Raw genomic sequence first — 12236 nt, forward strand, 5'->3', positions numbered from 1 at the left:
ATCAACGACGCCTCGGACGTCCCATGGCTCTACGCGCTGATGACGGCGCAGGTCGTCATCGGGGCGGTCTTCCAGCCGGCAAAGAGCTCGTCCATCCCGAACATCACGACGCCGCGCGAGCTGCTTACGGCCAACGCCATCTCATCGGCGACCTGGTCCACGATGCTCGCCGTCGGAGCCGCACTCGGCGGGTTGGCAACGGAATGGCTGGGCCCGGAAACGGTGTTCATCATCGACAGCGCCACGTACCTGGTCTCGGCGGTCTTTATCTACGGGACCACCATTCCGCAGGAGACGGTGGATGTGGAGAAAGGTCTGGTCCGGTCGGCCGTCCGCGAGATTGTCGACGGGTGGCGCCATCTGAAGCGGCACGCGCGGGTCCGCCGCATCGCCCTCGCCAAAGCGACCTGGGCCGTCGGAGGCGGTGCGCTAGTCTACATGCTCACGCTGATCGGCGATCAGATCCAGCCCGGTGCTGTTGCCGCCGGGATTGGCGTGCTGTTCATGGCGCGCGGCATCGGGACGGGGATCGGGCCGGTCATCACCCGCGCCCTCTTTACGGATCGTTCGAACTGGCCGACCGTGATCGGCGGCGCTATCGCCCTCTGCGGGGCGTTCTACTTCGGGGTCGGGCTGATCCCGTGGTCCCCGACGACGCTCGGCGTTGCCGCCGTCTGCACCCTCGTGGTGATCGCACACGCAGCGAGCGCCTCCAACTGGGTCCTCAGCACCGTCATGCTTCAGAAGCGAACGGAGGACCGGTTCCGCGGACGCGTTTTCTCGACGGAGTGGCTGCTGGTAATGGTTGCTGAGTCGGTGTCCATCGTCCTCGCCAGCATGATCCTCGAGCTCGACCTCTTGACCCTCCGTCAGACGGTTCTCGCGTTCGCCGGTCTGCAGGTCGTAAGCGGTCTGCTGTGGATCCCGCTCGTGGCACCCACGGAGCGTCGCGAAGCGGACGAGGAGGTGTCGTCCGGGGAAGCGGACGTAGCGGAGGAGATGGAAGCCGCCGTCGCCGAGTAAATCGGGGAGGCTACCCTGCCGACTCGACCGCATTCAAGGCGTAGCGCACGTTCCGGCGGAAGCCCTCGTAGCCCGCGCGAGTGACGGGCGTATCCTCGAAGCGCGTTTCGAACGCCTCCAGGTTCATTTCGACCCAATCTCGCAGGTCGGTGTCTCGGATGCCGTCGCGTGCGTCGTACCGCGGCTCCTGTGTCGGTGTGGAGAACTTATTCCATGGGCACACCTCCTGGCAAATGTCGCAGCCGAAGATCCAGTTGTGTACGTCCTGCTGGATGTCCTCCGGCACGTCGAAGCCCCGGTGTTCGATCGTCAGGTAGGAGATGCATCGAGAGGCGTCGAGGGCGTACGGCTCGTACAGGGCATCGGTGGGGCAGGCGTCGAGGCACCGGGTGCACGACCCGCAGGAGTCGGCAACGGGCGCATCCGTAGTGAGGGGGACGTCCACGATCAGCTCTCCGAGAAAGAAGTAGGACCCCATCTCCCGGTTCAGGAGGAGCGTGTTCTTGCCCTGCCATCCGAGACCGGACCGTGCTGCCCAGGCCTTGTCCATGACGGGTGCCGAGTCGACGAAGGCGCGTCCGTTGATCTCAGCGCCGACTTCGTCCTGCAGCCATCCAAAGAGGCGATACAGCTTTTCTTTCATCACCTCGTGGTAGTCATCGCCCCAGGCATAGCGGCTGATCTTGCCCCGCTTCTCGCTCGCACCGGGGGGATCCGGCTGATAGTAGTTGTGAAGCACGGAGATGACGGAGCGGGCGCCCTCGACCAGCTTTGTCGGGTCGGTGCGCTTGTCGAAGTGATCAGCCATCCACTCCATGGTGGCGTAGCGTCCCTCGAGAAGCCATTGCTCCAGACGTCGCGCCTCGTCGTCGAGCGGCTGTGCCGCGGAGATGCCGCAGTCGTCGAATCCGAGGCGCTGCGCCTCGTCTTTGAGGCGGCGCGTGAGGTCTGTCCGGGCCGATGCATCGAAGCCGGGCATGCGTCGGGAGAGGGGAGGCGGCAGGGAGGGTGGACGAGGAAGGATAGAACGAGCGGAATGGGCGCAGAGTTCGGCGTCGGTGGCGCCGGGACGGGGACTGGAAATCCTGCACAGAACACAAAAAAGGCCTCCTTCCCGGAGGAAGGAGGCCCGTACGGCGAGAGGGTGTCTCGCCGGATCCGTCAGGCGGATGCGTTAGTTGCGCACCGGAATCGAGTCGGCGCGGCGGAACTGACGCGTACCACCCTTCTTGCTCGTGACGCCACCCACTTCGCCCTCAGCGGACGTCGAGATGCGGTTGGCGGCCACGTCGTTGTCCTGGTAGAACTGCGAGACCGCGCGGGCGCGATCTTCGGACAGGGACTCAGGGCTGCGCTCGCCCGGGGCGGCGTAGCCTTCGACGCGAACGCTCAGGTTCGGGCACTGGCTCAGAATGTCGCTGTTCTCCGTGAGGGAGGACTCAGCGTCGTCCGTGAGCGTGCTGGAGTTGCGGCTGAAGAAGGCTGAGTTGAACTCGCTCACGCTCGTGCAGATCGGCGGCAGGCTGCGCTCCACCGTCATGTTGAGGGTGCGCGTGTCCTGGCCGACGTCGTTCGACGCGGTGAGGGAGACCGTGTACTGTCCCGGCTCCTCGAACGTGTGCGAAGCCGACTGGCCGGTCGCCGTGTTTCCATCGCCGAAGTCCCACTCGTACGACAGCGGGCTGTCGCCGCGAACGTTGCTGCTGAAGCTGACCGATTCGCCTTCGTCAGCAGGATTCGGGTTGGCGTTGATCGTGGTGATGCGGGCGGGCTGCGGTGGGCGAACCACGTTGACCATCATCGTGTCGCGAGCCGTTCCGCCCTCGTTCTGCGCGGTAAACACGACCTGATACTCGCCGGCCGAGCTGAAGCTGTGGCTCGCGAGAAGGCCGGATCCAGTCGATCCGTCGCCGAAGTTCCAGGTGTAGCTGAGTCCGTCTTCACCGACATCTTCATTGACGGTGGCCTCGAAGGTGCCGGACTCGCCGGTCTGCAGCTCATCCGGGCCTGAGGTTGAAAGAACCTCCGGAGCCGTAGGGCCGCAACCTGCGACGAAGAGCCCGCCGATGACGAGCAGAAGAGGAAGCCAGAAGGAGAAGCGTTGACGTGCGTTCACAGTATGTATTTTCATAGTGGTTGGTTGCGCTGCGTCTGGGGAAGCGAAAACCGATGCTACGATGCCGGTGCTTCGATGCAGGGCCGGAGCCCCGTTGCAGGAAAAACTCCTGCTGCTGGATGGGTCCGATGAACGGACCGGTGCGCGATACAACGAAAATACAACGCGCAGTCGGCGTGCAAAAGGAACAAGGTGCGGCGCGACCGCGGCTGCAGTTTTGGAAAAATCAGGCCGGTGCGGTTGGACCGCCGGGGACACTGATCGTGCAACAAGAGTCTTGGCGAATCAACCCCTTCGCCGTCACGGGAGCGGTGAACGTAAAATCTCACCTGTTTCCTCCGCGTGGACAAAGACGGTAGTTTCGGGTCGTTTCGACGGCTGAACTCGCCTCGAATAATCGCAGATACGCTGCGCTCATGTATACGGCAACGTGGGGAAACATGCCAAATGCGTTTCGCATGGACATGCTCCTCCTCCGCGAATATTGGGAATATCCGATCGGAACGCAATGCCAGAACCCCGACGTTGAAGGGTTATCACGTTAACGAAATAAAATATTCGTACGTGCGGCGCCTGAGGCCGATGCGGCCGGCAGGGGACGGAGGAAGAACGCCGTGGGCGTAGGTTTTCTAGTCGTCCAGGCCGTTTACGTGCTTCTCAAGCTTGCTCTTGTAGTTGGCGGCCTTGTTTTTGTGAATGATTCCCTTGCCCGCCAGGCGGTCAAGAGCAGCCTTCACGTCGTCGAGAAGCGACTCGGCTTCGGCTTTGTCTTCCGTCGCACGGAGGGTCTTCATCATCGACCGGACCCGCGTCTTCTTGGCCTTGTTGCGGGTGCGACGTTTCTCGTTCTGGCGGATGCGCTTCTCTGCGGACTTGTTCTGCGGCATGTCAGGTGCTGTCGTTCAAATTCAAAAGCTGGGAAACGAACGTTCCTCGGCCCGAGCCTCGGCGGCATCTCGGTGCATTTTGGACCGCTGGGCATTTCCTCGGATACAGTTGTAGAGCACAACGGATGCTTCCCGGTTGTTTCCCCGCTATGCGAAAATCGTCGGTATACCGGCACCTTTCGTCTGGTTTTCCCGTCGCAGGTACGTAGGGTAGACCTGTACACCCCGATTTCCGGGGGGTCTCGCTCCGCGATCGCGCGTTCAACGAAACCGCCGCTCTCGCTCCGGTCGGCGGTATCGGGCTCGCGCCTCCCCGATGTTTTCCTCATCCATCACGACCCACCCGCATGTGGACGTTTCTATCTGACCTCGCCGACCACTGGCGTACCACGCTCACCGTTCTGGTGATGAACGAGGAGAGTTCGGATCCCGCCCGCCGCCACGAGGTGCGGCCGAATGAACTCGGATGGCTGTGGCTTTCCACGCTCGGTGCGGCCGTCGTGCTGACGACGTGCCTCATCGCATTCACGCCGATTCGAACGCTCATTCCCGGCTATGGGACGGAGGCAGTGCAGCGAAGCGCACAGCTCAGCGCGATGCGCGTCTCCGCCCTGCGCGACTCCCTCACGGTGCAGCGTCGCTACATCGAACGACTTCAGCAGCTCATGACCGGTCGGGTCGAGCCGCGCAGTGGGGATCCCGCCGGTGCCGACCCGGCCACCGAACCCGGTGCGCGTCCCCGGCCGACGCGCCAGACCCCGGACGCCGGGTCCGAGAGCCATGATCAGCCGGCGATGACGGTTACCAGCTTCCCGGCCTCCGGTGCGCCGGCGTCGGCGGCGAACCACGTGGAGGGGCTGCCAAGTCTTCGGATGCCTCTCACGCCGCCGGTAGAGACTGGATTCCCGACGCGCGGGTTTAATGCCCGGGAGGGGCACTACGCAATCGACATCGCCGTGGAGGCCGGCTCCTACGTCTATTCCGTCGGGGACGGGTACGTCATTTTTGCGGACTGGACCAATGACGGCGGCTACACGATCGCCGTTCAGCATGCCGACGGCTACGTGTCGGTCTACAAGCACAACCAGCGCCTGGTGAAGCGCATCGGTGACCGGGTTCGGCAGCAGGAAGCCGTGGCCGTCAGTGGCAACTCCGGTGAAATAACGACCGGTCCACATCTGCACTTCGAGCTCTGGCATCACGGACTTGCGCAGGATCCCCGACCGCTGTTCGAGGGATGGTAAATCCTTGATGCCGCCCCCCCGGAGTCACTCGTTCTACGGGGGCGGTGGGCCACAGCGGATCCTGGCCGCCGATCCTTCGGGCTGATCGTACGGACCGGTCTTTCGGGCGACAGGCGATCAACCACCGAGGTTGGGCGAATTCCGACGTGGGGGCCCGGTGATCCGTCGGTGTACCGGATCATCTGCGGCTCATCGTTCGTGCGTCCTATGCAGTGCCGACACCTCTCTCCCGCCTGCCTGCGTTTGGATATGCCCGCTGTGTGGCGTACCATCCACATGCAGGAAGAGGCATTCCGCGGGCGCCCTGTCCGCGTGCCGTGGCCGGGCCTGAGCCCATCACGGTGCCATGCCCCTCGTGTTCTCGGCGCGGTTACTTCACGCATTTCCTACCCCCGCACGTCGAATGGCTATTTTCGGAAACAAAAAAGACAACCGGTCGAAATCGTCTATGGCTACCCAGGGCAGTGGACAGAGTCAGGCTCAGTTCAATATCGTTGGTGAAGGCACGGTGTTCGAAGGAACGCTGCGGGCTGAAAGCAACGTCAACGTCAGCGGCCGCGTCGTCGGCAAGCTGATCGTGAACGGTCGAGCCGTTATCTCAAAGAATGGCGTCGTAGAAGGAGAGCTACGGGCCACGAACGCCGCCATCGGCGGCACGATCGAAGGCGAAGTCTACGTCGATGAGCGTTTGGAGCTGGAGAGCTCTGCGCATGTGGACGGGAGCATTCAGACGGATCGCCTCGTCGTCGAAGAAGGAGCGGTCTTTACCGGGTCCTGCAAGATGGGCGACGCCGTTCAGGGGAAAGCGGTCACGAAAGACGACACGTCGTCGAAGAAGAAAGCCGCATCCCCGTCCGGTTCTGAGTCGAAGGACACGTCGAAAGACGCGTCGACCCGCACCCCGGAGACCTCCGGAGCCAAGAAATAATGGATTGGTCCCGCGCCCCGTCATCGCCGTTTCATTTGCCGGGTACGTAGCCTCATGGCGAAAGGCAGCTGGCAGGAGTCGATGCGCCTGGCCGGGCCACACATCGATCTCGGCTACCGCATTGCTGGTGCCGTCCTGATTTTCGGCGGCGGCGGGGTGTGGCTCGACCGGTCGCTCGATACGGAGCCATGGCTCAGCATCGCAGGCACGGTGCTGAGCTTCATCGCCATTCTCGGCATCATCATGCGGTTCAGCATCGAGCAGGAGCAGAAGAAGGAAACGGATCGCAAGCCAGACCCCACGTCCGGGCGAAACGGCTCGAGTGCCGGCGCGTCTGGATAATGCGACCGGCACGGACGCCCCGGAAAATGTACCGAGGTTGCTACGACAGCGGGGGAGGCGGGTCCGCACGGCGCTGGAGCGGCCGAATGCACCGGTCCGGTACGGCTTTCCATCACCGTTTGACTTATAATTCACCGTCCCTTGTCAGCACCTCTCGTCGTAATCTGTAGATTCGAAGTGCTGCGGTGAAAACGGCACTTTGCCGACGCGTCATCCGTCTAAACGGAGTCCGTCCGCACATGCGTTCTGTGCACACGATGCCGTCGAACGGATTGGATGATGGACGAACCGGTACTTGTCGGGCTTTCCCTCGGCGTGGGTCTTGCCCTGCTGTACGCGCTGGCAAGCTACGTCACGCACCGACTGGCCCTTCATTCCAGTAGCCGCAACCAGTTTCTCGCCATTGCATTCGGCGGACTGCTGGCCCGGATGGCGTTTGCCCTCCTGCTCGTCACCGTCACGCTCGTGTTCGTCCCCGTGGACGAAACAGCATTCATCGGCTCTTTCTTTGGGGTCTTCGTCGTAACGCTTATTATGGAGGTGTTGCACCTTCATCGGCAAACGAGCGACGTGGTCCGAGAGGCCGTCGGGGAGGGGCGGGACGACGCGTGATCGGGCCGGTTCGTGACCGCTCGATTGATGCGTCTCCCGGCCGCGACCGGTCCGGCACAGGACCGTGATGATCGGTTGCTCTCGCCGACCGCCGAGCATGGGGCAGCAATGATTTTTCGCGAGGGTCCCGTTGGCTCCACAGGGGTCGCGACGGCTCCGCACCCATCCGTAACTACGGGTATTGCATGTACGAACGACATCTTGCCATGAAAAAGTCCCTCTACGCGCTGCTCCTCGTGCTCACTCTGGGCGCGTTCTGGGTTCCGACCCAGGCGCAGGCTGCCGAGGGAGGGACGGTTGACATCGTCGGACACACGGCCGACGGATTCTATCTGGAGTTCGAGCCGATGGCTACGGTTGAACTCCCACGCATTTTCCTGATGGAAGATGCGTCGGGTTCGCTCACGCTCAAATCGTACGCGTCTACGGCTGCGGCGCTCCAGTCCGGGGACTTTCAACTGGTTCTGGACGGGCAAACGGTAACGAGCGATAGCGAGTTGTCTGCCGCCATCGGGTCCAAAAAGCACCTTCATGCCGGCCTGCAACCCGCGGTTGGAAACATTGTCCTCGACTTTTCCATCTCGCGGCATCTGATCTTCGGCCTCCTGGCGATGCTGATCGTCGCCCTGATCGGCATTTCCCTCGCCAAGAAGTACAAGCGAGGCGTCGGTCGCGATGAAGCGCCGCACGGCGTGTTTCAGAATGCGTTCGAGGCGCTCATCGTCTACATCCGCGACGAGATTGCGAAGCCGACGCTCGGAGAGAAGCACGAGAAGTTTCTGCCATACCTGCTGACGGCCTTCTTCTTCATCCTCTTCGCCAATCTGCTCGGTCTCGTGCCGTATGGCGCGGCGGCGACGTCGAACCTGGCGGTGACCGGCATGCTGGCCGTGTTCACCTTTGTCATCGGCCAGGTATACGCGTCGAAGGAGCACTGGAAGCATCTGCTTCTCGGCCCGCCCGAAGTACCGGTACTGATCCGGATTATCCTCGTCCCGGTGGAGATTCTCGGACTCTTAACCCGTCACTTTGCACTTGCTATTCGTCTCTTTGCGAATATGGCGGCAGGTGCGCTGGTGATCTTCAGCCTCCTGGGTCTCATCTTCATTATGAATGTGACCTTCGGGGCAGGTGCGGCCTACGGGGCCGCGGTTCCCAGCATTTTCCTGACGGTGTTTATCTCCCTCGTCAAGCTGCTTGTGGCCTTTATTCAGGCCTACGTATTCACGATCCTGTCGGCGCTCTTCATCGGCATGTCGGTTGAAGAGCATCACCACGATGAGCACCATGAGGACGACGTCCACCACCATGATACCGGAGACCTGACGCCCGCCCTTGCTGGCGACGGCGCCGCCCCCGAGAAGGCCCGCGTCTCCACCGAGCGCGAAGTCGTTGCATCCTAGCACGAGTTCGTCGCTTGCACCCCGCTTCGGCTCGGGCCGGAGCGGCTACCATCACCCTTTGCAGGACCCTCACGACGCAGGACCTTTCCTGTTCGTACCCCGGCTTCTCCGGGATCTCTACTCGCCCCACCGACTCGAACGACTTAACCTGAGGTTTCACTATGGAATTTGATCCGACTGCATACGCTTTTCTTGCTGCCGGTCTTGGTGCCGGACTCGTGACGATTGGCGCCAGCTACGGCATTGGCCGTCTCGCCGGCCCGGCCATGGAAGGCTCTGCACGTCAGCCGGAAGCTGCCGGTGACATCCGTACCTCGATGATTATTGCAGCGGCGCTGATTGAGGGTGTGGCCCTCTTCGGTCTCGTGATCTGCGTCCTGCTCGCGACGTCGTAACCCACGCGGCTCCGGCACCGGCTTTATTCGATCGTCCGCGCGGGCGGCCCTCCGCTCCGTGGACGCCGCCGGCGATACGAACAGGTCGAGCCGCCGCCGTCCTCGCTTCCGCTCACCGCGGGGCGGGGCGGCGGTGCCGCTCCCGGGCACTCGTGGCACCACGCCACCCACTGCCCCCGTGTGTCGCCGTTCTGTGCTCGGCTCGTGCCGGTCTGCCGAGGCGTTTCCGTTTCGGCCGAAGCGCGTCGGCAGACTGCCGCGACCCGTTCCCGTCCGCCCGCTGCACCCCGGACGGTTACCCTGCCGTCCCCTACCGCTGCGACGCCCCGCGCGTAGCAGCCCGCTTACTTGCCCCGGAGAATCTTCACCCCGGAAGACTGCCATGCACCTCGTACTCGCTGCCGGACTCCTCGAACCTGCCTCCGGACTTATCGTCTGGAAGGCCGCCGCGTTCTCGATCCTGCTCTTCGTCCTCTACAAGTTCGCGTGGGGCCCGATCACCGAAGCCCTGAAGGAGCGGGAGGAAACGATTGACAACTCCATCCGCCGTGCGGAAAAGGCACTGCAGGAGGCCAAGCAGATCCAGGCGGAGAACGATAAAGCCCGCCGGGAAGCCGAGCGCGAAGCGCAGCGCATTCTTCGCGAGGCCCGCGAGTCCGCCGAAGAGCTCAAAGAAAAGGAGAAAGCGCAGATGCGCGAAGAAATGCAGCGCATGCAAGAGCAGGCCCGTGCGGAAATCGAACGCGAGAAACAGGGCGCGCTCCAGGAACTCCGCGACGAAGTGGCCGATCTTGCGGTGCAGGCCGCGTCAAAGATCATGAGAGACGATCTCGACGGCCAGCGCCAGCGCAAGCTCGTGTCCGACTTCATCGAGGACCTGCCCCAGAACTGACCGCCCCGCTTCCACGTCGGCCGCTCGTGGCCGATTTCTGCCGAACGCCTTAACCGTCTGCACACCCCATGAGTCAACGCACCGTCGCTCGCCGGTACGCGACCGCGCTGTACGAGGAAGCCGATCGACTCGGTGTCGTCGACAGCATCGACGCCGACATCGCACTCCTTCGCTCCTCGCTCGCCGACTCCGACGAGTTGCACCGGTTCTTTCAGAGTCCGGTGATTTCCGATGAGAAGAAGCACAGCGTGATCGACGCGCTCTTCACCGATCGCACACACGAGCTTACGGTCCGATTCCTGAAATTGCTCGTGTCGAAGGATCGCGAAGACATGGTGTCGCCGATGGCGAAGCAGTATCAGGCCCTTCGAGATGAGCAGCGAGGCATCGTGGAGGCTCGCGTGAAAGCAGCCTACAATCTGTCGGACGACGACCGCTCCGCGCTCCGCTCTGCGCTCAAGCAAACGACGGGGAAAGACGTTCGCCTTGTGGTTGACGTGGACAACTCGCTGATCGGCGGCGTCGTGGTCCGTATCGGGGATCGAGTATTCGACGGCAGCGTTCAAAACAAACTGGAGTCGCTCCGCGAGCGCTTTCGTACAAGCCGCATTGGGGACGCCCCTGCGCAGAACGGCAGTCAGCCCGCCTGACGCACCCACCTGTTGACGCACCCCATTCCGACTGGCTCTGGCCGGTCACCCCTCCGCACTACGATCTGATTTCACCTTTCGATCTAACACGTTATGTCCAACGGCACGTCGATACGACCGGATGAAGTCACGTCCGTCCTCAAGCAAGAGCTGGGCGGATTTGAGGCTGACGCCGAAACTTATGAAGTAGGCACCGTGCTGCAAGCCGGCGACGGTATTGCCTCTGTCTACGGTCTCGCCAACGTCCAGGCCGGGGAGCTCGTTGACTTTCCGGACGCGGGTGTCCAGGGGATGGTGCTGAACCTCGAAGAAGACAACGTCGGCGTCATTATCTTTGGTGAGGTCGACGCGATCAGCGAGGGCGATGAAGTCCGTCGCACGGGCGACATCGCCTCGATCAACGTCAACGAGAACATGCTCGGCCGGGTCATCGACCCGCTCGGCAAGCCGCTCGACGGGAAGGGACCAATCGAAGGCGAGAAGGTATCGCTTCCGCTTGAGCGCAAGGCGCCGGGCGTGATCTACCGCGAGCCGGTGAGTGAGCCGCTCCAGACGGGTATTAAGTCGATTGACTCGGCGATTCCGATCGGTCGCGGCCAGCGCGAGCTCGTCATCGGTGACCGCCAGACGGGTAAGACGGCGGTGATCATCGATACGATTATCAACCAGAAACAGACGCACGACACCGACAAGCCGGTCTACTGCGTGTACGTCGCCGTCGGCCAGAAGGACTCGACGGTCGCTCAGGTCCGTCGTGACCTCGAGCGGAACGGCGCGATGGAATATACGGTGATCGTGAACGCCTCTGCGTCCATGCCGACGCCGCTCCAGTACGTGGCTCCATTCGCTGGAGCCTGCATCGGGGAATTCTTCCGCGACACCGGCCGCCACTCTCTGGTCGGCTTTGACGATCTCTCCAAGCAGGCTGTTGCCTACCGCGAGCTTTCGCTTCTGCTTCGCCGTCCGCCGGGCCGTGAAGCGTACCCGGGCGATGTGTTCTACCTCCACAGCCGCCTGCTTGAGCGCGCCGCCAAGATCATTGATAACGATAAGGTGGCCGGCGAAATGAACAACCTCCCCGAGGCGCTTAAGGGGAAAGTGGAAGGCGGCGGATCGATGACCGCGCTCCCGGTGATCGAAACGCAGGCCGGGGACGTGTCCGCCTACATCCCGACCAACGTGATCTCGATCACGGACGGACAGATTTACCTGGAAACCGATCTCTTCAACTCCGGCATCCGCCCGGCCATCGACGTCGGTACCTCGGTCTCCCGTGTGGGAGGATCGGCGCAGATTAAGGCGATGAAGAAGGTGGCGGGTACCCTTCGGATTGACCTCTCGCAGTACCGCGAGCTGGAGGCCTTCGCCAAGTTCGGATCCGACCTCGACGCGTCGACGCAGCGACAGCTGAACCGAGGGGAGCGACTGGTCGAGATTCTGAAGCAGGACCAGTTCTCTCCGGTCCCGGTCGAAGAGCAGGTGGCGCTCATTTACGTCGCGATCGAAGGCCTGCTGGACGATGTGCCGACGGAGTCGATTGCCGAGTTCGAAGAAGAGTACCTCGAACGTCTCCGGCTTCAGCACGAAAGCGTTATGGAAAGCATCCGGGAGACCGGCAAGCTTTCCGATGAGGCGAAGAATACCTTTGAGAAGGTTGCGGAGGATCTCGCCGATGTGTACGCCGAAGACGAAGAGGAAGAGAGCGAAGACATCCTCGGCGGCGAAGTGGCCGCGTAGCGATCCC

The 12236-nt window shown here is 62.6% G+C and carries 13 protein-coding genes; 10 read left to right on the forward strand and 3 right to left on the reverse strand.

The features are described 5' to 3' along the window. On the forward strand, nucleotides 1-1023 hold a 1023-nt coding region (locus tag ACFCU0_RS14985; protein WP_434974491.1), incomplete at its 5' end, for an MFS transporter. Nucleotides 1024-1033: 10 nt separating this feature from the next. Here the strand turns inward: ACFCU0_RS14985 and queG are convergent. The 3 genes from queG to rpsT form a co-directional block, all read right to left on the reverse strand. Then, nucleotides 1034-2002, reverse strand: coding sequence for a tRNA epoxyqueuosine(34) reductase QueG (queG, locus tag ACFCU0_RS14990; RefSeq protein ID WP_434974492.1), 969 nt, complete (start codon nucleotides 2000-2002; stop codon nucleotides 1034-1036). Nucleotides 2003-2197: 195 nt separating this feature from the next. Beyond that, nucleotides 2198-3154 carry a PKD domain-containing protein gene (locus ACFCU0_RS14995; protein WP_434974493.1) on the reverse strand — a complete coding sequence of 319 codons (957 nt, stop codon included), beginning with the start codon at nucleotides 3152-3154 and terminating at the stop codon, nucleotides 2198-2200. Nucleotides 3155-3768: 614 nt separating this feature from the next. Continuing rightward, nucleotides 3769-4026 (reverse strand): 30S ribosomal protein S20, encoded by a 258-nt coding sequence (gene rpsT, locus ACFCU0_RS15000; RefSeq protein ID WP_434974494.1) that lies wholly within the window; start codon nucleotides 4024-4026, stop codon nucleotides 3769-3771. Between the two features lie 347 nt (nucleotides 4027-4373). On the opposite strand from rpsT, the gene ACFCU0_RS15005 reads away from it, so the two are divergent. The 9 genes from ACFCU0_RS15005 to atpA all read left to right on the forward strand — a co-directional run bounded on the left by ACFCU0_RS15005 (nucleotide 4374) and on the right by atpA (nucleotide 12229). Then, nucleotides 4374-5270 carry a M23 family metallopeptidase gene (locus ACFCU0_RS15005; RefSeq protein WP_434974495.1) on the forward strand — a complete coding sequence of 299 codons (897 nt, stop codon included), beginning with the start codon at nucleotides 4374-4376 and terminating at the stop codon, nucleotides 5268-5270. 448 nt (nucleotides 5271-5718) lie between these two features. Then, the gene (locus ACFCU0_RS15010) at nucleotides 5719-6198 is read left to right on the forward strand and encodes a bactofilin family protein (protein ID WP_434974496.1); all 480 of its coding nucleotides are present in this window, start codon (nucleotides 5719-5721) and stop codon (nucleotides 6196-6198) included. Between the two features lie 54 nt (nucleotides 6199-6252). Beyond that, entirely contained in the window at nucleotides 6253-6540 is a 288-nt protein-coding gene (locus ACFCU0_RS15015) for an AtpZ/AtpI family protein (RefSeq protein ID WP_434974497.1), read from the forward strand. Between the two features lie 276 nt (nucleotides 6541-6816). After that, on the forward strand, nucleotides 6817-7152 hold the full coding sequence (locus ACFCU0_RS15020) for a hypothetical protein (protein ID WP_434974498.1): 336 nt from the start codon (nucleotides 6817-6819) through the stop codon (nucleotides 7150-7152). A 206-nt stretch (nucleotides 7153-7358) separates the two neighbouring features. Continuing rightward, the gene (gene atpB, locus ACFCU0_RS15025) at nucleotides 7359-8555 is read left to right on the forward strand and encodes a F0F1 ATP synthase subunit A (RefSeq protein ID WP_434974499.1); all 1197 of its coding nucleotides are present in this window, start codon (nucleotides 7359-7361) and stop codon (nucleotides 8553-8555) included. A 161-nt stretch (nucleotides 8556-8716) separates the two neighbouring features. Next, nucleotides 8717-8950 carry an ATP synthase F0 subunit C gene (gene atpE / locus ACFCU0_RS15030; protein WP_098075479.1) on the forward strand — a complete coding sequence of 78 codons (234 nt, stop codon included), beginning with the start codon at nucleotides 8717-8719 and terminating at the stop codon, nucleotides 8948-8950. 382 nt (nucleotides 8951-9332) lie between these two features. Next, the gene (gene atpF, locus ACFCU0_RS15035; protein ID WP_434974500.1) at nucleotides 9333-9842 is read left to right on the forward strand and encodes a F0F1 ATP synthase subunit B; all 510 of its coding nucleotides are present in this window, start codon (nucleotides 9333-9335) and stop codon (nucleotides 9840-9842) included. A 68-nt stretch (nucleotides 9843-9910) separates the two neighbouring features. After that, entirely contained in the window at nucleotides 9911-10492 is a 582-nt protein-coding gene (locus tag ACFCU0_RS15040; protein ID WP_434974501.1) for a F0F1 ATP synthase subunit delta, read from the forward strand. Between the two features lie 93 nt (nucleotides 10493-10585). Next, complete coding sequence (gene atpA, locus ACFCU0_RS15045; protein WP_434974502.1) at nucleotides 10586-12229, forward strand: F0F1 ATP synthase subunit alpha; 1644 nt, start codon at nucleotides 10586-10588, stop codon at nucleotides 12227-12229. The last annotated feature ends 7 nt before the right edge of the window (nucleotides 12230-12236 follow it).

The sequence above is a fragment of the Longibacter sp. genome, from assembly GCF_051155795.1.
Lineage (GTDB): Bacteria > Bacteroidota > Rhodothermia > Rhodothermales > Salinibacteraceae > Longibacter.

Bases quoted from the DNA above. Each gene is read 5' to 3' on its own strand.
- ACFCU0_RS15010 (WP_434974496.1), top strand. From the start codon at position 5,719: ATGGCTACCCAGGGCAGTGGACAGAGTCAGGCTCAGTTCAATATCGTT.
- atpA (WP_434974502.1), top strand. From the start codon at position 10,586: ATGTCCAACGGCACGTCGATACGACCGGATGAAGTCACGTCCGTCCTC.
- ACFCU0_RS15005 (WP_434974495.1), top strand. From the start codon at position 4,374: ATGTGGACGTTTCTATCTGACCTCGCCGACCACTGGCGTACCACGCTC.
- ACFCU0_RS15040 (WP_434974501.1), top strand. From the start codon at position 9,911: ATGAGTCAACGCACCGTCGCTCGCCGGTACGCGACCGCGCTGTACGAG.
- atpE (WP_098075479.1), top strand. From the start codon at position 8,717: ATGGAATTTGATCCGACTGCATACGCTTTTCTTGCTGCCGGTCTTGGT.
- ACFCU0_RS14995 (WP_434974493.1), bottom strand. From the start codon at position 3,154: ATGAAAATACATACTGTGAACGCACGTCAACGCTTCTCCTTCTGGCTT.
- rpsT (WP_434974494.1), bottom strand. From the start codon at position 4,026: ATGCCGCAGAACAAGTCCGCAGAGAAGCGCATCCGCCAGAACGAGAAA.
- atpF (WP_434974500.1), top strand. From the start codon at position 9,333: ATGCACCTCGTACTCGCTGCCGGACTCCTCGAACCTGCCTCCGGACTT.
- ACFCU0_RS15020 (WP_434974498.1), top strand. From the start codon at position 6,817: ATGATGGACGAACCGGTACTTGTCGGGCTTTCCCTCGGCGTGGGTCTT.
- queG (WP_434974492.1), bottom strand. From the start codon at position 2,002: ATGCCCGGCTTCGATGCATCGGCCCGGACAGACCTCACGCGCCGCCTC.
- ACFCU0_RS15015 (WP_434974497.1), top strand. From the start codon at position 6,253: ATGGCGAAAGGCAGCTGGCAGGAGTCGATGCGCCTGGCCGGGCCACAC.
- atpB (WP_434974499.1), top strand. From the start codon at position 7,359: ATGAAAAAGTCCCTCTACGCGCTGCTCCTCGTGCTCACTCTGGGCGCG.